Annotated in this window: 21 protein-coding genes; 12 read left to right on the forward strand and 9 right to left on the reverse strand. The window is 62.7% G+C overall.

What is annotated here, in order from left to right; translation table 11 throughout:
* Positions 1 to 72: 72 nt before the first annotated feature.
* Positions 73 to 999 (reverse strand): polyphosphate kinase 2, encoded by a 927-nt coding sequence (gene ppk2 / locus AC0GNR_RS01430; protein ID WP_472899223.1) that lies wholly within the window; start codon positions 997 to 999, stop codon positions 73 to 75.
* Between the two features lie 177 nt (positions 1,000 to 1,176).
* Between ppk2 and AC0GNR_RS01435 the strand changes: the two genes are divergently transcribed.
* The 4 genes from AC0GNR_RS01435 to AC0GNR_RS01450 all read left to right on the forward strand — a co-directional run bounded on the left by AC0GNR_RS01435 (position 1,177) and on the right by AC0GNR_RS01450 (position 5,857).
* Positions 1,177 to 2,043 carry a GNAT family N-acetyltransferase gene (locus AC0GNR_RS01435; RefSeq protein WP_472899224.1) on the forward strand — a complete coding sequence of 289 codons (867 nt, stop codon included), beginning with the start codon at positions 1,177 to 1,179 and terminating at the stop codon, positions 2,041 to 2,043.
* A gap of 48 nt (positions 2,044 to 2,091) precedes the next feature.
* Positions 2,092 to 3,204 carry a glycosyltransferase family 4 protein gene (locus AC0GNR_RS01440; protein ID WP_472899225.1) on the forward strand — a complete coding sequence of 371 codons (1,113 nt, stop codon included), beginning with the start codon at positions 2,092 to 2,094 and terminating at the stop codon, positions 3,202 to 3,204.
* 73 nt (positions 3,205 to 3,277) lie between these two features.
* The gene (ppk1, locus tag AC0GNR_RS01445; RefSeq protein WP_472899226.1) at positions 3,278 to 5,356 is read left to right on the forward strand and encodes a polyphosphate kinase 1; all 2,079 of its coding nucleotides are present in this window, start codon (positions 3,278 to 3,280) and stop codon (positions 5,354 to 5,356) included.
* 18 nt (positions 5,357 to 5,374) lie between these two features.
* Positions 5,375 to 5,857 (forward strand): SixA phosphatase family protein, encoded by a 483-nt coding sequence (locus tag AC0GNR_RS01450; RefSeq protein WP_472899227.1) that lies wholly within the window; start codon positions 5,375 to 5,377, stop codon positions 5,855 to 5,857.
* A gap of 47 nt (positions 5,858 to 5,904) precedes the next feature.
* Here AC0GNR_RS01450 and AC0GNR_RS01455 read toward each other — a convergent pair whose 3' ends face one another.
* The 4 genes from AC0GNR_RS01455 to ppx form a co-directional block, all read right to left on the reverse strand.
* On the reverse strand, positions 5,905 to 6,531 hold the full coding sequence (locus AC0GNR_RS01455) for a hypothetical protein (protein ID WP_472899228.1): 627 nt from the start codon (positions 6,529 to 6,531) through the stop codon (positions 5,905 to 5,907).
* 143 nt (positions 6,532 to 6,674) lie between these two features.
* Positions 6,675 to 9,590, reverse strand: a complete 2,916-nt coding sequence (locus AC0GNR_RS01460; RefSeq protein WP_472899229.1) for an ATP-binding protein — start codon at positions 9,588 to 9,590, stop codon at positions 6,675 to 6,677.
* A gap of 26 nt (positions 9,591 to 9,616) precedes the next feature.
* The gene (locus AC0GNR_RS01465; protein ID WP_472899230.1) at positions 9,617 to 10,732 is read right to left on the reverse strand and encodes a response regulator; all 1,116 of its coding nucleotides are present in this window, start codon (positions 10,730 to 10,732) and stop codon (positions 9,617 to 9,619) included.
* A gap of 129 nt (positions 10,733 to 10,861) precedes the next feature.
* Complete coding sequence (gene ppx / locus AC0GNR_RS01470) at positions 10,862 to 12,346, reverse strand: exopolyphosphatase (RefSeq protein ID WP_472899231.1); 1,485 nt, start codon at positions 12,344 to 12,346, stop codon at positions 10,862 to 10,864.
* Between the two features lie 171 nt (positions 12,347 to 12,517).
* On the opposite strand from ppx, the gene AC0GNR_RS01475 reads away from it, so the two are divergent.
* The 8 genes from AC0GNR_RS01475 to phoR all read left to right on the forward strand — a co-directional run bounded on the left by AC0GNR_RS01475 (position 12,518) and on the right by phoR (position 20,056).
* Positions 12,518 to 13,132, forward strand: a complete 615-nt coding sequence (locus AC0GNR_RS01475) for a TlpA family protein disulfide reductase (protein WP_472899232.1) — start codon at positions 12,518 to 12,520, stop codon at positions 13,130 to 13,132.
* Positions 13,133 to 13,321: 189 nt separating this feature from the next.
* Entirely contained in the window at positions 13,322 to 14,356 is a 1,035-nt protein-coding gene (gene pstS, locus AC0GNR_RS01480; protein ID WP_472899233.1) for a phosphate ABC transporter substrate-binding protein PstS, read from the forward strand.
* A gap of 108 nt (positions 14,357 to 14,464) precedes the next feature.
* Positions 14,465 to 15,454 carry a phosphate ABC transporter permease subunit PstC gene (pstC, locus tag AC0GNR_RS01485; RefSeq protein WP_472899234.1) on the forward strand — a complete coding sequence of 330 codons (990 nt, stop codon included), beginning with the start codon at positions 14,465 to 14,467 and terminating at the stop codon, positions 15,452 to 15,454.
* Positions 15,455 to 15,493: 39 nt separating this feature from the next.
* Positions 15,494 to 16,351, forward strand: a complete 858-nt coding sequence (gene pstA / locus AC0GNR_RS01490; RefSeq protein ID WP_472899235.1) for a phosphate ABC transporter permease PstA — start codon at positions 15,494 to 15,496, stop codon at positions 16,349 to 16,351.
* Between the two features lie 28 nt (positions 16,352 to 16,379).
* Entirely contained in the window at positions 16,380 to 17,186 is an 807-nt protein-coding gene (gene pstB, locus AC0GNR_RS01495; RefSeq protein ID WP_472899236.1) for a phosphate ABC transporter ATP-binding protein PstB, read from the forward strand.
* A 56-nt stretch (positions 17,187 to 17,242) separates the two neighbouring features.
* Positions 17,243 to 17,944 carry a phosphate signaling complex protein PhoU gene (gene phoU, locus AC0GNR_RS01500; RefSeq protein ID WP_472899237.1) on the forward strand — a complete coding sequence of 234 codons (702 nt, stop codon included), beginning with the start codon at positions 17,243 to 17,245 and terminating at the stop codon, positions 17,942 to 17,944.
* A gap of 64 nt (positions 17,945 to 18,008) precedes the next feature.
* Positions 18,009 to 18,740 (forward strand): phosphate regulon transcriptional regulator PhoB, encoded by a 732-nt coding sequence (gene phoB / locus AC0GNR_RS01505; protein WP_472899238.1) that lies wholly within the window; start codon positions 18,009 to 18,011, stop codon positions 18,738 to 18,740.
* Positions 18,737 to 20,056 (forward strand): phosphate regulon sensor histidine kinase PhoR, encoded by a 1,320-nt coding sequence (phoR, locus tag AC0GNR_RS01510; RefSeq protein ID WP_472899239.1) that lies wholly within the window; start codon positions 18,737 to 18,739, stop codon positions 20,054 to 20,056. The genes phoB and phoR overlap by 4 nt, the downstream gene beginning before the upstream one ends.
* Before the next feature lie 21 nt (positions 20,057 to 20,077).
* On the opposite strand, the gene AC0GNR_RS01515 is transcribed toward phoR, so the two are convergent.
* From AC0GNR_RS01515 to trxA, 4 genes are all read right to left on the reverse strand, one after another.
* Positions 20,078 to 21,817 (reverse strand): hypothetical protein, encoded by a 1,740-nt coding sequence (locus AC0GNR_RS01515; protein ID WP_472899240.1) that lies wholly within the window; start codon positions 21,815 to 21,817, stop codon positions 20,078 to 20,080.
* A gap of 172 nt (positions 21,818 to 21,989) precedes the next feature.
* Positions 21,990 to 22,274: a type B 50S ribosomal protein L31 gene (locus AC0GNR_RS01520; protein WP_304834566.1), complete on the reverse strand. Its 285-nt coding sequence runs from the start codon at positions 22,272 to 22,274 to the stop codon at positions 21,990 to 21,992.
* A gap of 188 nt (positions 22,275 to 22,462) precedes the next feature.
* Complete coding sequence (rho, locus tag AC0GNR_RS01525; protein ID WP_304834567.1) at positions 22,463 to 23,725, reverse strand: transcription termination factor Rho; 1,263 nt, start codon at positions 23,723 to 23,725, stop codon at positions 22,463 to 22,465.
* A 212-nt stretch (positions 23,726 to 23,937) separates the two neighbouring features.
* Positions 23,938 to 24,270, reverse strand: coding sequence for a thioredoxin TrxA (trxA, locus tag AC0GNR_RS01530; protein WP_472899241.1), 333 nt, complete (start codon positions 24,268 to 24,270; stop codon positions 23,938 to 23,940).
* Positions 24,271 to 24,390: the final 120 nt, after the last annotated feature.

Raw genomic sequence — 24,390 nt, forward strand, 5'->3', positions numbered from 1 at the left:
CTATACAAGAACGGTTGAAACGTTTGCGCCACCCCGGCGGGCGCCACTGCCGGGCGCCGGCTGTTGCGCCCCTCAGTACCGCTCGGGCACGATCATCGAATCGGGCACGGGCTGGCGCAAATAGTCGGGGTTGCGCACCCGGCCGGGCAACACCACCTCGGGTCGCGCCACCTCGGTGTAATCAAACTGCTCCAGCAGGTGGTGGATGCAGTTCAGACGGGCCTTCTTTTTGTCCACCGCCTGCACCACCCACCAGGGCGCTTCGGCAATGTGGGTGCGCTCAATCATGGTCTCTTTGGCCTTGGTGTACTCCTCCCAACGCCGGCGCGACTCCAGGTCCATCGGGCTGAGCTTCCATTGCTTGAGCGGGTCGTGAATGCGCCCTAGAAAGCGCAGGTGCTGCTCGTCGTCGGTGATCGAAAACCAGTATTTGATGACCCGTATGCCCGAGCGCACCAGCATACGTTCGAACTCCGGCACCGAGCGAAAGAACTCTTCGTACTCGTCGTCGGTGCAAAAGCCCATGACCTTCTCCACCCCGGCGCGGTTGTACCAGCTGCGGTCAAACAACACCATTTCGCCTGCGGCCGGCAGGTGGGCGGCATAGCGCTGAAAGTACCACTGGGTGCGCTCGCGGTCGTTGGGCGCCGGCAGCGCCACCACGCGGCACACCCGCGGGTTGAGCCGCTGGGTGATGCGCTTGATCACGCCGCCTTTGCCGGCTGCGTCCCTGCCTTCAAACAGGATCACCACCTTTTCTTTGGTGTTGGCCACCCAGTCCTGCAGCTTCACCAGCTCGCCCTGCAGCCGGAACAGCTCGCGAAAATAGGCCAGCCGTTGCGCTTTTTCGTCAGCGGTCTGTGTGGTGCTGGTGCCGTCTAACGCCTCACCGTCCAACAAATACCCGTCCTCCATTTCCAGTTCCAGCGCTTCGTCGTAGCTGTCCAGCAGGTCGCGCTCCATGCGGCGACTCAGGGTTTCAGGTGGGTTGACATGCATGGCCGTGGCTCCGTTGATGAAGTGCAACAAATTACGCCGCTTGTGTGACAGCGTCGTGACCCACGGGCTGCCGAGCGGCTGTCACGCGTTCGTCATGCGTTTGCCACGGGTGCGTCATGCCTGCTCTCAACAATCAGCGCTGTCACCACGTGGTGGCAGACCAGAGGAGCCTTCCTGATGAAAGAACTACCCACGCCCACGCTGGATTTGTCGCCCGCCTCGCGGGTGCAGGCGCTGCGACAGCCGCGCACCGACTTCAAGCCCCAGCCCCTGGTGGGCGCACCCGCTGCAGCTGGGCCGGTCGCGGCAGGCATTGAGGTGTCCTGGGCTCGGCACCTGGACGAAGTCCGTGAAGCCCAAAGACTGCGGCACAGTGTGTTTGCCGGTGAAATGGGCGCCATCTTGTCCAACGCGGTGCCAGGGCACGATGTGGACCTGTTCGATGATTTTTGTGAACACCTGCTGGTGCGCGACACCACCACCCGCCAGGTGATTGGCACCTACCGCGTGCTCACGCCCGCCCAGGCCAAGCGGGTGGGCAGCACCTACAGCGACACCGAATTTGACCTGACCCGGCTGCGCAACGTGCGCGAGCGCATGGTGGAGCTGGGCCGCAGCTGCGTGCACCGCGACCACCGCCACGGCGGCGTGATCATGGCGCTGTGGGGTGCACTCGCGGCTTTCATGGTGCGCAACCAGCTCGACACCATGATCGGCTGCGCCAGCATTCCCATGCAGCACCAGGGTCCGCACGGCATGGTGGGCGGGGGCTATGCGGCGGCCAGCATCTGGCGCCAGCTCAAAGCAACGCACCTTGCCCCCATCGACTGCCATGTGCGGCCGCGCCTGCCCCTGCCCATTGAGCAGCTCGACGACACGCTCGATGTGGACCCGCCTGCGCTCATCAAAGGCTACCTGCGCCTGGGCGCCAAGGTCATGGGCCCGCCGGCCTGGGACCCAGATTTCAATGCCGCCGACCTGCCCATGATCATGCGCATTTCGGACCTGCCCAGCCGCTACCGAAAACATTTTTTGGGCGCTTGAGACCCGAGGTGCTCGCGGCGCCAGCCACAAAAAAAGGGAGACAAAAACATGAAAATTTTGCTGATCACTGATGCCTGGAAACCACAGACCAACAGCGTGGTCACCACCCTGGTGGAGCTGGTGCGCGAACTGCAGACGCAAGGCCATGAAGTGGTGGTGGTTCACCCCGGGCAATTTCGCACCTGGTCGTGCCCCGGTTTGTCGGGGCTGGCTCTGGCCTTGTGGCCAGGGAACCGGCTGGGCCGCATGATGGACGCGGCCCAGGCAGACGCCATCCACATTGCCACCGAAGGCCCATTGGGTTGGGCGGCACGGCGCCATTGCTTGCGCCACCAGCAGGCGTTCACCACCGCTTTTCACACCAAGTTTCCAGACATCTTGCGCACCACACTGGGTTTGCCCCTGGCTTGGGGCTATGCCTTGCTGCGCCGCTTTCACCGCCCCAGCAGCGCCGTGATGGTGCCCACGCTCGGGGTGCTTCACATGCTGCAGGGCAAGGGGTTTCAGAATCTGCGTGAGTGGTCACATGGCGTGGACACGCGCTTGTTTGCATTTGCTCGCGAAGCGTCCGAATACCCTTCGCTCGGGCACCTGGCCCGCCCGGTCAGCCTGTGTGTGGGGCGCGTGGCGGCTGACAAAAACATCGAAGCGTTTTTGAATCTGGACGTGCCTGGTAGCAAGGTGGTCTGCGGCGTGGGTCCGATGGAGGCGGTTTTGCGAGAGCGCTACCCCAACGTGCATTGGCTGGGCGCCTTGCCACGCCACGAACTGGCCCATGTGTACGCTGCGGCCGATGTGCTGGTGTTCCCCAGCCGCAGCGAAACCTTTGGCCTGGTGATGCTGGAGGCCATGGCCAGCGGCTTGCCCGTGGCCGCCTACCCGGTGGACGGCCCCTTGCAGGTGGTGGGTGACAGCGGTGCCGGTGCCCTGCGGGAAGACCTGCACGAAGCCTGGTCCGAGGCTCTGCGGATCAACCGCGAGCAGGCCCGTGCCCGCGCCAGGGTGTTTGGCTGGCGCCCCGCAGCCGAGCGGTTTGTGGCGTTGTTGGCCTGGCTGCCGCGCCAGGCACCGGCGCCCCAGCGGTTTCGCCCAGCGGGCGCGGTGCCCGCACCGGCACCAGAACCGTGTAAAACTGTCACACGCATGTCATCCGCCCGTTGAATAATTGTCAAATAGACGCACCAGCGCTGTTTGTCGGGGGGACGGGCAACGACTGGGCCATTCGACGGGAACCATGAGCGCCAACAGCCACAACCACCGCTTGCATTTTCTGGACAGGGACCACAGCATCCTGGCCTTCAACGAAAGGGTCATGGACTGGGCCCGGCGTGCAGACGTGCCACTGCTGGAGCGGCTGCGCTACCTGAGCATCGTGTCCAGCAATCTCGACGAATTTTTTGAGGTGCGCATGGCGCCCCACCTCGCTGCGCGAAAAGCCAACGAGCAGCGCGGGCTGTACACGGTGGAAACACACGACCGTGTGTCCGCCAAGGTGCATGCTCTGGTGGCCCAGCAATACGCCATCTACAACGACGAACTCTTGCCTTTGCTGGAAAAAAAGGGCATCAAACTGGTGGCGCACGGCGAGCGCAACCCGCGCCAGCGCCGCTGGGTGAAAGAGTTTTTTGTGCGCGAAGTGCAGCCGCTGCTGATGCCGGTGGGGCTGGACCCGGCGCATCCGTTTCCGCAGGTGGCCAACAAGTCGCTCAACTTCATCGTGCGCCTCACCGGCAAAGACGCGTTTGGGCGTGAAAACGAAATTGCCATCGTCAAGGTGCCGCGCATCTTGCCGCGTTTCTTTCGCATGCCGCCCATCAAGGGCTCCAAGCAGACGCACTTTGTCTCCATTTCCAGCCTGATCCGCTCGCACCTGGCCGACCTGTTCCCCGGTCGCCAGGTCACCGAGTTTTCGCAGTTCCGCGTCACCCGCCATTCCGATCTGGCGGTGGACGAAGAAGAGGTGAAAAACCTGCGCACGGCCTTGCGCAAGGGTTTGCAGCAGCGCCACTACGGCGAGGCGCTGCGGCTGGAGGTGTCGGCCGGCTGCTCCGAATACCTGTCGAGTTTCTTGCAGGCCCAGTTTGCGTTGCCCGCTGAAGCCTTGTACCGCGTGCCCGGCCCGGTCAATCTGGTGCGCTTGAACCAGCTGATTGACCAGGTGGACGCTCCAGCGCTGCGGTTTGAAGGCTTCCACGGCGGCTGGCCCGCACAGCTCACCCCCGGGCAGTCGTACTTTGAGCGGCTGCAGCAGGGTGACGTGCTGATCCACCAGCCTTACGAGAGCTTTGACGCTGTGCTGGCCTTTCTGCGCGAAGCGGTGGAAGACCCGAACGTGCTGGCGATCAAGCAGACCATTTACCGCACCGGCGCCAAGTCCGAGCTGATGAACCTGCTGCGCGAAGCGGTGCGCCGAGGCAAAGAAGTGACGGCGGTGGTGGAGCTGAAGGCGCGCTTTGACGAAGAAGCCAACATCAACTACGCCGAGCGGCTGGAGTCGGTGGGTGCCCAGGTGGTGTACGGCGTGGTAGGCCTGAAAACCCACGCCAAGATGCTGCTGGTGACGCGGCGCGAAGAAGGCCGGCTGCGCCGCTACGGTCATATTTCCACGGGCAACTACAACCCTGGCACCGCACGGCTGTACACCGACCTGAGCTACCTCACGGCAGACGATGCACTCACCGCCGACCTGGAGCAGATCTTTTTGCACCTGGCCAGCCAGAACCGCCTGCCCAAACTCAACAAAGCGCTGATTGCACCGTTTCACCTGCACAAGTCGATGCTGGAAAAAGTGGAAGCGGCAGGCGCTGCTGCGCGTGAGGGCAAAGACGCTCGGATCGTGCTGAAAATGAACGCGCTGACCGACGAGCCACTGTCCCGCGCGCTGGCCCATGCTTCGCAGCAGGGCGCCAAGATCGAACTCATCGTGCGCGGTGCCTGCATCTTGCCGGCCCAGGTGCCCGGCGTGACCGACAACGTGCGCATTCGCTCGGTGATTGGGCGTTTGCTGGAGCATTCCCGCGTGTGCTATTTCCGGGTGGATGGGGCCGAAGAGCTGTGGCTTTCCAGCGCCGACTGGATGAACCGCAACATGCTGCGCCGGGTAGAACTGGCGTGGCCGGTGACCGACCCGGTGTTGCGCCACCGCATCATGGACGAGTGCATCAACGCCTACCTACACGACACCAAAGACGCCTGGCTGCTGCAGCCCGATGGCTCGTACGTGCCCGCAGGCCTGACCGGCACGGGCAAGTCACGGGTCGTGCTGCATTCGGCGCAGGCCATGTTGATGGTCCGTTATGGCAGCAAAGGCTGACCGCTTCAAAGGACCCCGATGGACCTGATTTTGTGGCGCCATGCCGAAGCCTACGAACACCCCGACCCGGTGCTGGGCCGTCAGGGTGACACGCTGGACCTGGCCCGGCGACTCACGCCCCGGGGTGAAAAACAGGCTGCGCGCATGGCCGCCTGGCTCGACCGCCAGTTGCCGGCAGCAGCTCGCGTGCTGACCAGCCCGGCGCAGCGCACCGAACAGACCGCGCTGGCGCTGGGCCGCAAATACAAAGTGCGTGCAGAACTGGCACCGGGTGCCGATCCGCTGACGTTGCTCGACATGGTGCAGTGGCCCAACAACAAAACGCCGGTGGTGGTGGTGGGGCACCAGCCGACCTTGGGGCAAGTGATTGCCCGTCTGCTGGGGCTGGCCGAAGAAGACTGTCCAGTGCGAAAAGGGGCCATCTGGTGGCTGCGCCAGCGCGAGCGCGGTGGCGAACTGCAGACGGTGCTCTACACGGTACAAACACCCGAGCTGCTGTAGTGCACCGGCGATGCGCTGAGCGCCGGCTGATCAGCGCTGGCGTGCACTCAAACCTGGGTTGGCGCTTCGGCTGCGGCTGCTTGCACCATTGGCTGGGCGGCAACAGGAGCAATGGGCTTTGAGGCCGGCTTTTTGCGCGGCACGGGCTGGGTTGCCTTGGCTGGGGCTGGTGCCGTGGTGCGGGCCTTCCGGGCCGGCACTGCGCGTTTGGCCGCTGGTTTGGTGGGTGCTTTCACCGTTGATTTCACCGGCGCTTTGGCCGCAGCCTTTACGGCAGGCTTGGCAGCCGATTTCGCTGCTGGTCGCGTCACCACCTTGGCCGTGCTTTTGACAGCTGGTTTGACCGGCGCTTGGGCGGCCGCGGTTGCCGTGGCCTTGCGGGCAGCGGGCTTGCGAACCACTTTCAGGGCTTCAGCAGCGGGCACTTCGGCAGCCGGTCGGCCGGTTTTCAGTGTCGGGATGGCGGCCAGCGCGGCTTTGTACGCACTGTCGCTCAAGCTTTGCAGCAACTTGAGTCCGGCGCGCAGCAACTCGCTTTTCTTCACCGACGTGCCCAGCGCAATCGCACGCACCTTCATGTCTTCAATCACCACGTACTCGGCTTTGGGGATGGTGAAACTGTCGCGAACGAGCTTGGTTTTCTTGTTGGTGGTCTTGTTGGGTGTGTTGGCCATGGGGCGCTCCTTGGGTTAATACGCAATCAAGTATAAACGGTGTATACGGTTTATACCTTTATGTCAAAGGCGTGACAAAGCCGTGACACAACGAGTTGAACCCTTGGGCAGGCCGAAACAGCGCTGTTGCGCTGGCGTGCGCCTCAAGACGCGTTGAATGCGCGCCGGGTGCCTTGCTCGCAGGCGGCAAGCCACGCCAGTTCGGCCGACACCACCACCTGGCGCCGGGCCGACAACTCCACCGCTTCGCACGCAGCCGCGAGCCGCATGGCACCCACATTGGCCGCAGCGCCTTGTAAATGGTGCGCGGCTTGTTGCACTTCTTCAAAACGCTGCAGTGCAGCAGCGTGCTCAATGGCTTGTACCCGGCTGCTCAGCGTTTGCAAAAACTCGTCCATGATTTCTCGGCGCAGGCTGCCGTTGGCGTCGTCCAGGTCCATGAAGCTGGCCCAGCGGGTTTCGTCCAGCCACGGCGGCTGTGCTTCGGTGTGCGGCGCTGGTTGGGGCTGTGGGCTGGAGTTTGTCCAGGGTTTCAGCGCCTGGGCCAGGGTTTGCAGGTCAAGGGGTTTGGCGAGGTAGTCCGACATACCGGCTTCCAGGCAGCGCTGCCGGTCTTCACCCAGCGTGGAGGCCGACACGCCGATGATCACCGGCGCCCGGGCGCCCAGCTTGTCGCCGATCTTGCGCGCCGTGGCCACGCCATCCAGTTCGGGCATGTGGCTGTCCATCAGCACGAAGGCATAGGGTTGCGCGTCGTGCTGGGCCCGCTCGATCGCTGCAAGGGCTTGAAAGCCGCTGGTCACGGTGTCGTGCGGGTAGCCCAGGCGCTGCAACATGGCCGAAGCCACCTTGAGGTTGACCCGGTTGTCGTCCACCACCAGCACGCGCTGCGGGTGCGATGGATGGGGCTGGGGCGGCAGGGGCGCTGCGGCCACCTGCTGCAGTTCAGCGGCCGTAGCTTGCAGGGTGAAACTGAAGGTCGAGCCCACGCCGGGCTGGCTGCTGACGCTGATCTGGCCACCCATCAGCTCCACCAGGTGCTTGCAGATCATGAGGCCCAGGCCGGTGCCGCCGTAGACCCGGGCGGTGGAGGTATCGCCCTGGGCAAAGGGCTGAAACAGATCGCCCAGTCGCTCGGGGCTGATGCCCACCCCGGTGTCGGTGACGCTGAAGCCCAGCACCATGGGTTGTTCGTTTTTCGCCGGTTGCTCGATCCAGACCCGCAGCGTCACCTCGCCCTGGTGGGTGAACTTGATGGCGTTGGACAGCAGGTTGAGCAGCACCTGGCGCAGCCGCGTGACATCGCCACACACCGCCTGAGGCACCTCGGGGGTGATCTGCACGTCCAGCCGCAAGCCTTTTTCGCTGGCCTTGAGCTGGATGATGTTGCAAGCGTCCTGTATGGCGCCGCGCAGGTCCAGTGGCAGGCGCTCCAGCCGCAACTTCCCGGACTCGATTTTGGAAAAATCCAGGATGTCGTCCACCACGTTCAGCAGCTGTTCGCTGGACACCCGGAGCACACCGAGCAGGTCTTTTTGGGCTGGCGTGAGGTCGGTTTCGGTCAGCAGTTCGCCCATGCCGACCACGCCGTTGAGCGGTGTGCGGATCTCATGGCTCATCACGGCCAGGAAGCCAGCCTTGGCTTTCACGGCGGCCAGGGCTTCCTCGCGCGAGGTGGCGAGCTCGGTGGTGCGCAGCTGCACCCGCTGTTCCAGCAGCTGGGCGGCTTCGCGCAAGGCTTCGTTTTTCTGCTGAACCTCGCCGTTGAAGGCCTGCAGCTTGAGCGCGCTGTCGTGCATGACCTTGGACAGGTGGTGCACCTCGCTGAAGGGCGCTCGCTCTTGCACCGGGGGCACCTGGCCCGCACCCACGGCGGTGGCCGATGCGTTCAGGTGCCTGAACTGCCGCGACAGCCCACGCGCCACGGCAAACGCCAGCAGCCCGCTCAGCCCAATCAGGGCCGCCATGGCCAACAGCGCCCACTGTCTTGCCTGTGTGACCTGGCTGGTGAAATCGGCTTCGGGGGCCACGACGATGAGCTGCCAGTCAAGATCGTATTTCTTGCCAAAGGGCCGCTGCAGCGCAATCAGCCGGTTGGAGGACAAGCCGAGCCGCTGTTTCCAGTCGGGTTGGGTATCGAGCCGCACCAGCCCGGTGTCGCGCTGCACGCCCTCGCGAAACTGGGCGCGCAGCTGGGTGAACGATTCGCGGATCAACGGCTCGGTGCTTTGCAGGGGCGAAATGCGCTGGTATTTCTCGTTCACCTTGAAGCTCAGCTCTTCCAGCGCAGAGGACGCCACCATCAAGCCCTGGCTGTCGACCAGGTAGGTCACCGCGTTGTCGCTGATGCGCGTGCTGCGGATCAGCTCGGTCAGCCGGGCCAGGCTCATGTCCACGGCGATCACACCCAGCAGGGTGCTGCCGTCCACATCAAAGATGGGTTGCGCCAGCGTCAGGTCAAACTGGGCCTTGACGGCCGAGCGGTACACGTCGGTGAAGGTGCGTTTGCCGGTGGCGGTGGCCAGCTGGTACCAGGGCCGTTTGCGCGGGTCGTAAATGCTGGTTTCCACCCGAACCAGTTGGGTGCGGTCGCCGGACTGCGCCAGTTTGTAATGGCGCCGGCCGCTGTCGCCGGGCCGAATGTGCCGGGCGATGAAGCCGCCACCTTCGCGCTCAAGACCGAAAAATGTGCCGTCGGTGGTGCCGAAATACAGGTAAGGCACATTGGGCGACTGCTGGGTCAGGGCATAGGCCATGGACTCGAACTCGGCCGTGTTGGACAGCCACTTGCGGGTGCGGTCGGCCTCTGCGCCGGTGGTGACAAAAGGCGGTACCAGCGCGTTGACCACGGTGTGCGATTCGCCCAGGTGGGCAAGCGCGCCCACGTCTACGCGGTGCGCTGCCTGGCTCATGGCGTTTTCAGCCAGCGTGTTGATGGACTTGGAGCTGTTGGACGACAGCAGCCAGGCCACGAGCAAGGCAGGCACCAGGGCCGACAGGACAAAGGCGGTGACCAGTGTGGGGCCGAGCGACAGGCGGCGCGTGGTGCGTGGGCTCATGGCTGTGACGGCGTTGGGTTTGTGGTTCACGCGGGCAACGGACCCACGGCACACACGTCCATGGGCTCGGGCCGGTGCGGCAGGTGGGCCAGGTAGCGCTGCAGCGGGCGCACGGCACCCGTGACACTGCGCAGCACCGAAACCGACACCGTGATGGGGCCATGTTCCTGCAGGGCGTTGCGCTGCAGCGCAATGGTGTCCACCACCGTTTCGCCCACGGGCACAGTTTGTGTGGCGCCGCCCAGCAGCCCTTCAAGCCGCATCATGGCCACCGGGCCGTTGTGCAGGGCCATGCGCACTTCAAAGCGGGGCAGGGCGCGCTCGGGAAAGTGCTGGGCAATGAACCGGTCGACCGCCACGGTGGCGTTTTTCAGGCCCAGTGCCGCACGCACGGCGCGCAAGCTGTGCGGTGCCGAGTGTGTGGCGCCTTTTTCGGTGAACACCGCCACGACCCCGTCACCCACAAACTGCAGCGTGCTGGCGCCAAACAGGAACACCGTGTCACCGCTGTTTTCGTAAAAGCGTTTGAGCACCTGACCCAACTCGCCTGCGCTCAGCGCCTGCACCCATTGCGCGTGGTTGAGCACACCCACGCACAGCACGGTGGCGTGGTCGTGGCTGTCGGCTTGCTGGGCCGGACTGCCGGTGGGCCATTGTTCGTTCAGCGCCAGGGCCAGGCGGTCTTCAAAATCGTCGCCCAGCGCCTGGGCCTGTTGCGCCAGCGCGCCCGTGAGGGCGCTTTGCACCTGGAGCGCCTGCGCCGCTGCCCGCAAGCTGGACTTGTTGATCTGCGCGTGGACCGCTTCGCGCAGGTCGCGCGACTGGAACGGCTTGGTGAGGTAGTCGTCAGCCCCCATGCGCATGCCCTGGCGCATGTCTTTGCGCTCCTGCAGCGAGGTCAGCAAAATGAACGGCGTGAGCAGCAGGTCCGGGTCTTTGCGCACCGCGTCCAGCAGCTCAAAGCCGCTCATGCCGGGCATGTTCACATCGCTCACCACCAGGTCGGGCCGGTGCGTGCGCGTGAGCGCCCAGCCCGATTGCCCGTCGGCCGCAGCCAGCACCTCGTGGCCCATTTTTTCCAGCACCACGCTGAGCAGTTTGCGTGTGCCTGGATCGTCTTCTGCGACCACGATGCGTGCCATTGCCTGAACTCCCTGGGGGTTACGTTGAACGCATCCTAGGCTGCCTACTTGAGCGCCGCCTGACGGCGGCGCAGAGCCGCGCGCTTGAGCCACACCAACGTGATGAATTCACGTTGCCATGGCGCAGCGTCAACGGAGGTCGGCGGTGAACTTCCAGGCGGTTTTTTGCCAAGCCAGTACCTCTTCACCCAGCAGCCACGCCGACTGCGGGTAGCGCTTGGCCCAGCCGGGGTTGGTGGCCAGCTTGAAGGCCCCTGGCTTGAAGGTGAGCTTGACCGACTCGTGCTCGGGCATTTGCCGCGCATGGCACAGCAGCACCGCCAGGCGCAGGCTCATGAGCTGCTTGGCAAACAGCTCGTCGGTCAGCTCTTGTTCGAGCTTGCGCAGCTTGCCACGCTGCCCCAGCACCAGCTGGCTCATGCGGTGCAGCTCGGAAAACGAGAAGCCTGGCGCGTCCACGTTGTCCAAAATGTAGGCACCGTGGTGGTACGACCGGTCGTGGGAAATGTGCGTGCCGATCTCGTGCAACCGAGCCGCCCAGGCCAGCTTTTGCGAATAGCGCTCGTTTTGCGCGTCCAGCGCAGCAATTTGGGCAAACAGCGCCGTGCTCACAGTGCTGACGCGCTGGGCTTGCGCCTCGTCGGCTGAAAAGCGGGCCGCCAGCCAGCGCACGGTGCGCTCGCGCACGTCGCCGCCGTCGGTGTCGCGGTCGATCAGGTCGTACAGCGCGCCGTGGCGCAGGGCGCCTTGGGCGGGCACCATCTGCTGAATGTCAAACAAGTCGAAAATGGCGCGCAACACGCTCACGCCACCACCCAACACCGGGCGGCGGTCTTCTTTCAAACCTTCTACCTTGAACTGGTCGATATGGCCCGCCTTGATCAGGCGCTCCACCAGCCAGTCGAGCCCGGACCGTGTGATGACGCCCGAAGCCCAGCCGTTGGCGGCCAGCAGGTCGGCCACCGCGCTCACCGTGCCGGACGAGCCATAGGCCACGCTCCATTCGGAGGGGGGGAAGTTGTCCAGCGCTTGGTCCAGCACGGCTTTGGCGGCAATTTCGGCGGTTTTGAACGCTGCCGCGGTGAACTGCCCTTTGGCGAAATAGCGGGTGGACCAGGCCACGCTGCCCAGCCGGTACGATTCCATGTGGTTGGCCTGGTAGCCCTGACCCAGAATCATTTCGGTGGACCGACCGCCAATGTCCACGACCAGCCGTTTTTCGTCCGACTGGGGCAGCAGGCGCGACACGCCCTGGTAGATCAGGCGCGCTTCTTCGTGGCCCGACACCACCTCAATCGCAAAACCCAGAATCGTCTGGGCTTTTTGCAGGAATTGATCGCGGTTTTTGGCTTCGCGCAGGGTTTGTGTGGCCACGGCCCGCACCTGCTGCTTTTTGAAACCGTGCAGGCGCTCGCCAAAACGGGCCAGGCATTCCCAGCCCCGCTCCATGGCGGCCAGGCTCAGGTTTTTGTCTTCATCCAGGCCGTTGCCCTGGCGCACGGTTTCCTTGATGTATTCGATGCGCTCAATGTGGCCCGATTGAAAGCGCCCGATTTCAAGCCGGAAGCTGTTGGAGCCGAGGTCGATGGCGGCTAGTAAGGTACCGTTTTGCATGGAAAGTTGGAGTCAGCCCAAAATACCCGGGCCGGCGTTGTGCTTATCGTTGAATTGCCCGGATTGTGACGCATCGCACAAGCCCAAAGCTTGCAAAGCCGATCGAACGATGTGCCAAGGGCTGGCCGCGTTGTTGATCGGTCTACCGTTGTGCTGACAAAATGGTGCTCTGTGCGCACCGACACGGAAGAATTTGCCTTGAAAACCACAGAACACCCTGGTGAATCGCGGCCAGCGGCCAGCCAGCGCAGCGAGCGTCGCCAATGGCTGGCGCGAGCCGGCGCTGCCGCGTTGGCGTTGGGCAACCCTTGGCCCTTGGCCTGGGCACAGCCCGCTTCGGCCGCAGCTGAAGAGGCCGGGGCGCCAGCGCTGCCAGCGCTGGGCAGCGTGCTGGTGGTGCCGCCCATTCGGCTGCTGGACGGTGCCTTGTTTGATGCGGCGCAGCATGCGGGCCAGCGCTTGCTGGTGTACTGGTGGTCCAGTACCTGCCCGTTTTGCGCCTTGCAGAGCCCGAGCATGGAAAAACTGTGGCAAAGCCAGCGTGGCAAGGGTTTGCAGATGCTGGCGCTGTCCATTGACCGGCAACCGGAGGCTGCCAGCGTCTATTTGAAGCAAAAAGGGTACAGCTTTCCAGCGGCCTGGGCCAGTCCGGCGTGGCGCAAAACCTTCCCCAAGCCGCGCGGCCTGCCCATTACCCTGCTGCGGGGCACTGATGGCCGGCTTGTGCTGGCCGAGCGTGGGCAAATGTTTGCTGAAGACGTGGAGGCCATCGCCGCGCTGCTTTGACCGGTGCGCGGTACCTGCCAGGCAGGTGCCCTGAGGCCTTGGCGGCTGTTGGCGGGCGGGTGACCCAGCCCTTCAGGCGGGGTTTGACACGTGGCGGTCGCGAAAGGTTTTTGTGACTGTCACAGGGTTGTCACATTGGGTCCCTAGAGTCTGGGTTGTGGATTTGATTCAACAACCCAAAGGACTCACATGAACACCAAGCGTACCCTGCTCAAGACCGTGGCTGCTGCTGCGTTTGCTTCCATCGCCATGGGTTCTGCCCTGGCTGCCGACATCACCGGCGCTGGCGCCACGTTCCCATTCCCTATCTATGCCAAGTGGGCCGAAGCCTACAAAAAAGAAACTGGCATCGGTCTGAACTACCAGTCCATCGGTTCCTCGGGCGGTATCCGCCAGATCCGTGCCAAAACGGTGGCCTTTGGCGCGACCGATGCGCCGGTGAAGGGAGAAGAGCTCGACCGCGACGGAATGGTGCAATTCCCGGCCATTATTGGCGGTACCGTGCCTGTGTTCAACCTGGAAGGTTTCGGAAAGGGCGAGTTGCGCGTGACCGGCCCGGTGTTGGCTGAAATGTTCCTTGGCAAAATCAGCAAGTGGAACGATCCCAAGCTGACGGCCTTGAACCCTGGCAAGAAGTTGCCGGATGAAACCATCACCATCGTTCACCGCGCCGATGGCTCGGGCACCACCTTCAACTGGACGGACTACCTGGCCACCGTTAGCAAAGAATGGCTCGACACCGTGGGTCGTGGCGCTGCAGTGAAGTGGCCTGCGCCTACCTCCGTGGGCGGCAAGGGCAACGAAGGTGTGGCCGCCAACGTGAGCCGCACCAAGGGTTCGCTGGGTTACGTGGAGTACGCGTACGCCAAGAAAAACAACATCTCGGTGATGGCGCTGCAAAACAAAGACGGCAAGTTCGTCATGCCCGGTGACGACACATTCGGTGCGGCCGCCGCAGGCGCCGACTGGTTCAGCGTTCCCGGCATGGGCCTGTCCATCGTCAACCAGCCTGGTGCCAATGCGTATCCTGTGACCACCGCCTCGTTCATCTTGATGTACAAAGAGCCGGCCGACAAGGCGCAGTCGGTTGAAGTGTTGAAGTACTTTGACTGGGCGTTCAAGAACGGCAAGCAGCTGGCGCTGGACTTGGACTACGTGCCGTTGCCCGATGTGCTGACCAAGCAGATTCGCGAGCGCGTCTGGACGCAAATCAACACCAAGTAATGGTTTGTCGGGCCGGCTAGAGCCGGTCCTGAACCACCAGCTCCCCATGGGCGCTGGTGGTTTGTTGTTCCCCCGCGTCAGGAAGACCCTATGCCTGCAACAGCCACCATGAAACCGACCCTTACCACCGCATCTTCTAACGACTTGCCCAGCGCCTCCATGGTGTCTGTGGCCAAGAAGCAGCGTCTGCAAGACGCCATCTTCCACCGCCTGACGCAGTTCTTTTCGCTCATGGTGCTGGTCGCGCTGGTGGGCATCATTGTTTCGCTGTTCATCAACGCCTGGCCCACGTTTGCCAAGTTTGGCGCTCATTTCCTCTGGTATGTGGAATGGGACATCATCAACGAAGAATTTGGTGCCGCGATCTCCATCGTCGGTACCGTGATCAGCGCCGGTATTGCGCTGCTGTTGGCCGTTCCGCTGGCGTTCGGCATTGCGGTGTTTTTGACCGAAACCTGCCCGGTCTGGTTGCGTCGTCCGCTGGGCACCGCCATTGAGCTGCTGGCGGCTGTGCCCTCCATTATTTACGGCATGTTTGGCCTGTTTGTGTTCGCCCCGGTGTTTGCAGACTACCTGCAGGTGCCGCTGCAAAGTGTGCTCGGCGGCATGCCGCTGGTGGGTTGGCTGTTTGGTGGTGCCACCAACGGTCTGGGCATCATGGCTGCCGGCATCATCTTGGCCTTCATGGTGCTGCCATTTGTGGCCGCGGTGATGCGCGATGTGTTTGAGATCACCCCGCCCATCCTGCGCGAGTCGGCTTATGGCCTGGGTTGCACCACCTGGGAAGTGGTGCGCAAGGTGGTGCTGCCTTACACGCAAAAAGGCGTCATCGGCGGCATCATGCTCGGCCTGGGCCGGGCTCTGGGCGAAACCATGGCGGTCACTTTTGTGATCGGCAACGCCAACCGGTTGCCCACTTCCTTGTTTTCGCCCGGCACCTCCATTGCCTCGGTACTGGCCAACGAATTCGGCGAAGCCGAAGGCCTGCATTTCAACACCTTGTTTGCGCTGGGATTTTTGCTGTTCTGCATCACGTTTGTGGTGCTGGCCATGGCCAAGCTGTTGATCTTGCGCGCCGAGAAGGCCAAGGGTACCTAAGGCGACTTGTCTGCAGCACACAAGCAAAACAACACCACCATGCAATCCAACACCACCCCCCTGTACCGCCGCCGTCAGCGCACCAACCTGATTGGGCTGACGCTTTCGATGGGCGCCATGACCCTTGGCCTCATCGCGTTGCTCTGGATTCTCTTTGTGCTGTTTTCCAACGGCATCGCGGCGCTTGAAGTCAGCCTCTTTACGCAGGACACGCCTGCCCCAGGTTCCGAAGGTGGGGGTTTGCGCAATGCCATCGTGGGCAGCTTGATGATTGTGGGTCTGGCCGTGCTGGTGTCCACACCCATCGGCATCCTCGCTGGTATTTACCTCACCGAATACGGCGACACCAGCAAGACCGCCGAGTTCACCCGGTTTGTGACCGACATCATGCTGTCGGCACCCAGCATTGTCCTGGGCCTGTTCGTGTACGCCGTCGCAGTGGCCACCGTGGGCAACTTCTCGGGCTATGCGGGCAGCCTGGCGCTGTCGCTGATCGCGATTCCTGTGGTCATGCGAACCACCGAAAACATGCTGCGCCTGGTGCCCGGCAGCCTGCGCGAGGCAGCTTTTGCCCTCGGCGCGCCGCGTTGGAAAGTGTCCACCTTGGTTACCTTGCGCGCCGCCAAGAGCGGTGTCATCACCGGCTTGCTGCTGGCCGTGGCCCGCATCAGCGGTGAAACCGCGCCGCTGCTGTTCACCGCACTGAACAACCAGTTCTTCAGCACCAACATGGGCGCCCCCATGGCCAACTTACCTGTGGTGATCTTCCAATTCGCCATGAGCCCCTACGACAACTGGATTGACCTGGCCTGGGGCGGCGCCCTGCTGATCACCCTGGCTGTGCTGGCGCTCAATATTTTGGCCCGTGTCTTCTTCCGCGAAAAAGTTCGCGCCTGACATCCATTACCCGAATCTGGACACCACCATGAACGCTACTGCACTGGCACAAGCTCCCACCCAAGCGGCTGACACGTCGAAGAAAAACGCGCTCGAAGTGCGCAACCTTGATTTCTATTACGGCAAATTCCAGGGTCTGAAAAACGTCAACCTCGACATCGAAGAACGCAAGGTCACGGCCTTCATCGGCCCCTCGGGCTGTGGCAAGTCCACCCTGCTGCGCACGTTGAACCGCATGTACAGCCTGTACCCGGGTCAGCGGGCCGAGGGTGAAATCAACTTTTACGGACAAAACATCCTGGACCCCAAGCAAGACTTGAACCTGCTGCGCGCCCGCATTGGCATGGTGTTCCAGAAGCCCACGCCGTTTCCCATGACGATTTACGACAACATCGCCTTCGGCGTGAAGCTCTACGAAAACCTGAGCAAGGGCGATATGGACGACCGCGTGGAGTGGGCGCTGTCCAAGGCGGCGTTGTGGAATGAGGTGAAAGACAAGCTCGGCCAAAACGGCATGAGTCTTTCGGGCGGTCAGCAACAGCGCCTGTGCATCGCGCGCAGCGTGGCTGTGAAGCCTTCGGTGTTGCTGCTGGACGAGCCTACCTCGGCGCTCGACCCGATTTCTACCGGCAAAGTGGAAGAACTGGTGCATGAGCTCAAGAGCGACTACACCATTGCCATCGTCACGCACAACATGCAGCAGGCCGCCCGCTGCAGCGACTACACCGCCTACATGTACCTGGGTGAGCTGATCGAGTTCGGTGCCACCGAGCAGATCTTCTTCAAACCCCAGCGCACCGAGACCGAGGACTACATCACCGGTCGTTTCGGCTGATCTGCCTCACCTTGGACCGTTTGGTGTGCCCACCTTTTTGTATCGGGAGAGCCTTTATGAGCGACAAACACATTTCCAGCCAGTTCGACGCTGAGCTGAATTCCATTTCCACCCATGTGCTTGAAATGGGCGGGCTGGTCGAATCGCAACTGCACCAGGCGGTGTATGCACTGGTGCATCTGAGTCTGGAATCGGCGCAGCAGGTGCTGGAAAACGAGGCGAAAATCAACCTGATGGAAGTTCAGATTGACCACGAAATCATTTCAACCATCGGGCGGCGCCAGCCCACTGCGCGTGACCTGCGTTTTTTGATGGCGATTTCACGCACCACGCAAAACCTGGAGCGTGCCGGTGACGAGGTGGCGCGCATTGCCCGCATGGTCAAATCGATCATTGAAAGCGGCTCGCCGCGCAACCTGCCCAGCTCCGAGCTGCGCGTGGCCGCCGACCTGGCCGCTGCACTGCTTCGCAAAACCCTCGATTCGTTCGCCCGGCTTGACACCGTCATGGCGGTGGCCATCATCAAGGGCGACGACGAGATTGACCAGGAATACGACGGATTTCTCCGCAAACTCATCACCTACATGATGGAAGACCCGCGCACCATTTCACCCAGCCTGGACCTGCTGTTTCTGGCCAAATCGATCGAGCGTGTCGGCGACCATGCCAAAAACATTGCCGAGCAGATCATCTTCATCGTCAAAGGGGAAGACGTGCGCCACACCTCCATGGACAACGTGGAGTCGGTCGCCGGATGAACACGCAACACAGCCATTTGGCGGGTGCCGCATCACCCGCACGACAAGGCGCAGGGGCGCTGTCATGAGAAAGCTTCCCCGCGTTTTGGTGGTCGAGGACGAGCCGGCCATTGCCGAGTTGATCGCCGTGAACCTGCGCCACAACGGGTTTGCACCCACGGTGGTGTTTGACGGTGCCGCAGCCCAGCGCGAAGTGGATGCCGTGTTGCCCGACGTGATCTTGCTCGACTGGATGCTGCCCGGCGAAAGCGGCGCGTCGCTGGCGCGGCAGTGGCGCAAGCACGAGCGCACGAAGACCGTGCCCATCCTCATGCTGACCGCGCGCAGCGACGAGTCAGACAAGGTGCAGGGTCTTGATGCGGGTGCCGACGACTACATCACCAAACCGTTTTCCACCCAGGAACTGCTGGCACGCATCCGTGCCGTGCTGCGCCGGCGTGCGCCCGAGATCGTCAACGACTCGGTGCAGGTGGGCGAACTGACGCTGGACGCCGCGACCTACCGGGTGGGCTTTCGAGGGCAGGAACTGAAGGTCGGCCCGACCGAATTCAAGCTCTTGCACTACCTCATGAAGCATGCTGAACGGGTACATACCCGTGGTACGCTGCTCGACAAGATCTGGGGAGACCATGTCTTTATCGAGGAGAGAACCGTGGATGTGCATGTCAAACGCTTGAGGGAATCGCTGGGTGAAGCCGCCGCCATGGTGGAGACGGTGCGCGGTGCGGGCTACCGCATCACCGCCCTGAACACCGCCGGTCGGGCAGGGCAGGACGCCAGCACGCCTGCCGCATGACCCGTCGTGCGATTGAATTGCTGTTCCTCGTGGCGGTGGGGGCGGTGTGGGGTTGGGCGCAGGACGCGGCGGCCTGGACGTTTGCCGGCGCCTTGATGGGCGCTCTGGTCTGGAGCATCTTTGATGGCCTGCGGGCTCGCAATGTGCTGCTGTGGCTCAACAAGGCCGATGCCTCACGTTCGCCCCAAGTTTCAGGCACCTGGGGTGAGGTGGTGGAACGCATTCGCAAGCTCATCAAGAAGCTGGAGAAAAAAGCCCAAAACAGCGACGCCCGACTGGAAGACTTTCTGGCCGCGATCCAGGCATCACCCAATGGCGTGGTGCTGCTCGATTCGGCGGGTCGCATCGAATGGTCCAACCTGACCGCAGCCGGTCACCTGGGGTTTGATCCGCAGCGCGATCTGGGGCAGTACGTTCGCAACCTGGTGCGGGCTCCAGCCTTTGTGTCGTATTTGGCTGGGGGCGATTTTTTGGCCGAGATCCAGATTGATGGGCCCGGCGCCCGGCCATCGCAGCCTTCAAAAATTTCGCTGCAGATTCACCCATACGGGAAAAAACGCAAGCTGATGCTGACGCGCGACGTCACGGCCGTGCAATTGGCTGAAGCCATGCGCCGCGACTTCGTGGCCAACGTTTCACACGAAATTCGAACCCCGCTGACCGTGCTGAGCGGTTTCGTGGAAACCATGCAGACCATTCCACTGGAAGAATCTGACCGAGAACGTTACCTGGGCTTGATGAGCCAGCAAGCCCAGCGCATGCAGACGCTGGTGAGCGACTTGCTCACGCTCTCAAGGCTTGAAGGCAGTCCGGCGCCCGGGCCGGGGGAGTGGATCGCCAGCGACGAGTTGCTGGACCACGTCATCCAGGAAGCCCGCGGGCTTTCGCAGGCCATCGCCAAGCCCGCGCACGACATTCGGGCGACCGATGCGCCGCCGTTCTGGGTCTCGGGTGCCAAGACCGAACTGCTCAGCGCGATGTCCAATCTGCTGAGCAACGCCGTGCGTTACACGCCGGGCGGTGGGCGTGTCGAGGCCGGTTGGCGCTTGCGTGATGACGGCTATGGCGAGTTTTTTGTCAGTGACACCGGCCCGGGCATTTCGGCAGAGCATCTGCCCCGGTTGACCGAGCGTTTTTACCGCGTGGACCGCAGCCGTTCACGTGAAACCGGAGGCACTGGCCTGGGGCTGGCGATTGTGAAACACGTGGCGCAGCGCCATGGTGGGCAGGTGGATGTGCACAGCGTGCTGGGCGAAGGCGCCACGTTTGTGATGGCGCTGCCGCCGAACCGGGTGCGCGCTCGCGTGACGGGCTGATCCGATGCCCTGCGGTGGCTTTTAGTCTCCGACGCGCTGGTACACCAGCAAGCTTTCTTTGTTATCGCCCAAGCGGCGGACGGTGGCCTTGAAAGCCCATTGCGTGAGGTCGACGCGTTGGTCCAGCGTGCGCTGGCTGCCAGGCGTTGCCACCAGGGTGCGGCAAGCGGGCGCTGGGCCGGTGGTGCTGCGTTGAAGCGCCAGCCCTCCGTGGTATTGAAGCCCGGCAATTTGGGCTTGCGACAAGCCATCGGCCACCACGCAGGTTTGCGGTGGCACCATGCTCGCAATGCGGCGCGCGATGGGGCCGTAACTGCGCCCAAAGTCCAAGAGCGGGAGCCACAGTGTCATGAGCAACAGCCAGCACAAGGTGCTGCCCGCAGCGGGCAACACCAGGCTTTTCCAGATCGCTTCACGGTGCTTGCCCACGCGCCAGGCCACCAGCCAGATCCAGGCACCTGTAGCCAGCGCCGCCACCACAAACAAAAACAGCGAAAACTCGGGCACGTAGCCGGGCGCCAGTTTGGCCACGTTGGCGGCTGGCTTGGCGGGCACCCCGGTCATCATGGCAAACCAGATCACCCAGATCACCAGCCCGCAGCCGGTGAAGAAGAGCAGGGTGAACCAGTCGATCAACGCCGATACGCTGCGCCGCAGCGTGGGCAGCGCGAAGGCTGCCAGCGCGGCCAGCGCTGGCAGTGCCAGCAGCAGGGCGCGGTCCCGTTCAGGCGATAGCAGGCTGTCAACCACGCTGACCGCTGCAGCCCACAAGGGCAGGGCGACATGGGGTTGAAGCAGTTGCTGGCGCCACCGCCAAAGGGTCCACAACACCAGAGGCCAGGCCGGCCAGGTGAACCACAACAACAGCCGGCCCCAGCTGCTCCAGTTCACGGAGCGCAGTGAGGTTTGCAGTTCGGCCGCAGGCACCAGTCCGGCCAGGGCCGAACCGAGCAGCACCAGCGCCAGCAGCACTGCAGCCCACAAAACGGGGCTTCTCCACACCGGGGTTGCGTCGCCTTGCGGGTCATAGGCGGCGCTGTCGTTTGCGGCCCTCTGGGATCGCCGAGCCAGAAACACACCGAGCAAAAGGCCAGCACCGAGCCCGGCGGTGATCCAGGGCGCTCCGCTGAGCACCAGTGCCAGGGCCGACAGCGCCCACACCGCCAGCGTGCGTGCGGTGGCGCGCAGGTCGGTTTGCGCCAGCGTGGCCGCGGCATAGAGCATGGCCGAAACCATGGCGAGTCGTGCCAGGTCGGGTGTGGTTTCGTGCGACAACTGCGCCAAACCCAGGCAGGCCACCAGGGCCAGCAAGCCCGCGTCTGCCATGGCGCGGGCGTAATCGGTGGGTTGCGCCTCGCCGCCAAAGGCAAAGCTCACGGGCTGTGCAGCAGGTTGGCGCGCCAGCTGGTACACGGCGTACCAGGTGCAAACCAGGGTGAGCGCCAGCAACATGCCAAAGGGCAGCCTCGCCGCTATGTCGGCAGACAAGAACGGCAGCAGCTTGATGAACAGCGCACCCAGCCAGTAAGGCAGTGGGCCAGCTTCTTCAGCAGCGACACCCAGCACCTGCGGCTGCCACCAGCTGGAGTGGCCGGCCGCCATTTCCAGCATGACACCAAAGGCGGTGACGTCGGCGTTTTTCCAGGGCTCACGCCCGAGAAAGCCCGGCAGCACATAAGCGACACAAAAAAGAATGAGCGCAAGCCGCGGCAGGCGGCGCACAGCCGACTGGCTGACGATGGCAGGGGTGCTGGTGTTCACTGCGCAGAATATACAGGGCGTTTCACGTGGCATGGCCTTCGGCGCAGGGGCCGGGCTCGCTGCAGGCGTGCTGGCTGTTCAAGACGGAAAGGGCGAAAAAAAACAGCCGGCGAACCGGCTGTTTTTTTGCGGGAGCGTACCGAAACCGGGTGGGGTTCGGACGTTGACCGGCTTACTCGGCAGCAGGTGCCGGCGCAGCAGCGGCAGCGGTGCCCTTGCCGTAACGGTTGCGGAAACGCTCGACGCGGCCGCCCATGTTGTCCACGCTTTTCTGGGTGCCGGTATAGAAGGGGTGCGATTCGCTGGAGGTGTCCAGCTTGAACAGCGGCAATTCGCGGCCGTCTTCCATCTTCACGGTCTCTTTCGTGTTGGCGCAAGAGCGCGTCACGAATTTGAAGCCGTTGGACAGGTCAACGAAGCAGACTTCGCGGTAGTTGGGGTGAATGCCGTCTTTCATGACGTTTCCTTAGGGCAGGTGCGACAGCCGCAACGAAACCACTTCGTTGTACTTGCCGCGAGTTGTAAAGCTTTATATTATAGCCCGGGAATCAAGCTTGAGCCTCGGTGCGAAATGCCTTCAACCGGGATCATCGCGGAACCGGCTTGCCGGGCCGCTGGTGGTGCCCTTTAGGGGGCTGGGCTTGATCAACCGCCTCTTCGCATCATGTCGAAGAACTCGGAGTTGTTCTTGGTCGACTTCATGCTCTTGAGCACCATCTCCATGGCCTCAATTTCGTCCATGTTGTACATGAACTGGCGCAGGATGCGGGTCTTCTGAAGGATCTCGGGCTGCAGCAGCAACTCTTCGCGGCGGGTGCCGCTGCGGTTGAGCTGGATCGACGGGAAGACGCGCTTTTCGTACAGGCGACGGTCAAGGTGGATTTCGCAATTGCCGGTGCCTTTGAATTCTTCAAAAATTACCTCGTCCATGCGGCTGCCGGTGTCCACGAGTGCGGTGGCGATGATGGTGAGCGAGCCACCTTCTTCAATTTTGCGTGCCGCGCCAAAGAAGCGCTTGGGGCGCTGCAGGGCGTTGGAATCGACGCCGCCGCTCAGCACTTTGCCGGAAGAGGGTAGCACGTTGTTGTAGGCGCGGGCCAGGCGGGTGATCGAGTCCAGCAGGATCACCACGTCTTTTTTCAGCTCGACCAGACGCTTGGCGCGTTCGATCACCATTTCGGCCACGTGCACGTGGCGCGCTGCGGGCTCGTCAAAAGTGGAAGCGATCACGTCACCACGCACCGTGCGCTGCATTTCGGTCACTTCTTCGGGACGCTCGTCCACCAGCAGCACCAGCAATTCCACTTCGGGGTGGTTGGCGGTGATGGCGTGGCAGATGTGCTGCATCATGACCGTCTTGCCGCTCTTGGGCGGTGCCACGATCAGGGCGCGCTGACCACGGCCAATGGGCGCAATGATGTCAATGACGCGTCCGGTGATGTTCTCTTCCGACTTGATGTCGCGTTCCAGACGCATCTGTTCTTTGGGGAACAGTGGCGTCAGGTTTTCAAACATGATCTTGTGCTTGTTGTCCTCCGGGGGCAAGCCGTTGATCTTGTCAAGCTTGTTGAGCGCGAAGTAGCGCTCGCCGTCCTTGGGAATGCGCACTTCACCTTCGATCATGTCGCCGGTGTGCAGGTTGAAGCGGCGGATCTGGCTGGGCGAAATGTAGATGTCGTCGGTGGACGCGGTGAAGCTCGTGTCCATGTTGCGCAGAAAGCCGAAGCCGTCGGGCAGCACTTCGAGCACGCCGTCGGCGTTGACCAGTTCACCACCCTTGGCGCGCTTTTTGATGATGGCAAACATGAGTTCCTGTTTGCGCATGCGGCCGGTGTTTTCAATCTCAAGGGCTTCTGCCTGCTTGAGGACTTCAGACACGTGCAGTGCCTTGAGTTCGTTGAGGTGCATGGAATTCACTCCAAACAACGCCAGTGGAGGCGTTGCGTCAAAAAAGCGGGGGGAGGGTGCGCCGGCGTCCGGATGGCGGACGGTGCGCGAAATTTGAGAATTGGTCTCTGTCAGGCCAATGGTATGGCAAATTATGACAGGAAAAAATACCGCCTGAAAACAGGGCCCGGGCGTTGCACCCGGGCAGTCCTGGCAGGCTGGCGAGGGGCGTCTTAGGCCAGTTGTTGGTCGATGAAGGCGGTCAGTTGCGCTTTGCTCAGCGCGCCCACCTTGGTGGCTGCCAGCTGGCCGCCTTTAAACAACATCAACGTGGGGATGCCGCGGATGCCAAATTTGGCGGGCACTTCGCGGTTGTCGTCCACGTTCATCTTGGCGACTTGCAGTTTGCCGTCGTAAGAGCCGGCCACTTCGTCCAGGATCGGGGCGATCATTTTGCAGGGACCGCACCACTCGGCCCAGAAGTCGACCAGCACCGGCGCCTGTGCGTCGAGCACGTCGGCCTGGAAGCTTGCATCAGATACGTGTTTGATCAGGTCGCTGGCCATGATTCATCCTAAGAACGTTGAACGGGGAGGTTAAAGTTTGGGCACGCGCATCGCAGTCGGGTAGGTCGTTGGACATACCCCAAGGGGCGCGACTCGCTCCATTGTGACAGAAACGCCCGC

Source organism: Hydrogenophaga sp. LT287 (assembly GCF_055702805.1).

Coding starts and splice junctions, on each gene's coding strand:
- pstC (WP_472899234.1), top strand. CDS start 14,465: ATGAAACCGACCCTTACCACCGCATCTTCTAACGACTTGCCCAGCGCC.
- ppk2 (WP_472899223.1), bottom strand. CDS start 999: ATGCATGTCAACCCACCTGAAACCCTGAGTCGCCGCATGGAGCGCGAC.
- pstA (WP_472899235.1), top strand. CDS start 15,494: ATGCAATCCAACACCACCCCCCTGTACCGCCGCCGTCAGCGCACCAAC.
- phoR (WP_472899239.1), top strand. CDS start 18,737: ATGACCCGTCGTGCGATTGAATTGCTGTTCCTCGTGGCGGTGGGGGCG.
- AC0GNR_RS01440 (WP_472899225.1), top strand. CDS start 2,092: ATGAAAATTTTGCTGATCACTGATGCCTGGAAACCACAGACCAACAGC.
- rho (WP_304834567.1), bottom strand. CDS start 23,725: ATGCACCTCAACGAACTCAAGGCACTGCACGTGTCTGAAGTCCTCAAG.
- pstB (WP_472899236.1), top strand. CDS start 16,380: ATGAACGCTACTGCACTGGCACAAGCTCCCACCCAAGCGGCTGACACG.
- AC0GNR_RS01460 (WP_472899229.1), bottom strand. CDS start 9,590: ATGAGCCCACGCACCACGCGCCGCCTGTCGCTCGGCCCCACACTGGTC.
- AC0GNR_RS01465 (WP_472899230.1), bottom strand. CDS start 10,732: ATGGCACGCATCGTGGTCGCAGAAGACGATCCAGGCACACGCAAACTG.
- phoB (WP_472899238.1), top strand. CDS start 18,009: ATGAGAAAGCTTCCCCGCGTTTTGGTGGTCGAGGACGAGCCGGCCATT.
- phoU (WP_472899237.1), top strand. CDS start 17,243: ATGAGCGACAAACACATTTCCAGCCAGTTCGACGCTGAGCTGAATTCC.
- ppk1 (WP_472899226.1), top strand. CDS start 3,278: ATGAGCGCCAACAGCCACAACCACCGCTTGCATTTTCTGGACAGGGAC.
- pstS (WP_472899233.1), top strand. CDS start 13,322: ATGAACACCAAGCGTACCCTGCTCAAGACCGTGGCTGCTGCTGCGTTT.
- AC0GNR_RS01455 (WP_472899228.1), bottom strand. CDS start 6,531: ATGGCCAACACACCCAACAAGACCACCAACAAGAAAACCAAGCTCGTT.
- trxA (WP_472899241.1), bottom strand. CDS start 24,270: ATGGCCAGCGACCTGATCAAACACGTATCTGATGCAAGCTTCCAGGCC.
- ppx (WP_472899231.1), bottom strand. CDS start 12,346: ATGCAAAACGGTACCTTACTAGCCGCCATCGACCTCGGCTCCAACAGC.
- AC0GNR_RS01520 (WP_304834566.1), bottom strand. CDS start 22,274: ATGAAAGACGGCATTCACCCCAACTACCGCGAAGTCTGCTTCGTTGAC.
- AC0GNR_RS01435 (WP_472899224.1), top strand. CDS start 1,177: ATGAAAGAACTACCCACGCCCACGCTGGATTTGTCGCCCGCCTCGCGG.
- AC0GNR_RS01450 (WP_472899227.1), top strand. CDS start 5,375: ATGGACCTGATTTTGTGGCGCCATGCCGAAGCCTACGAACACCCCGAC.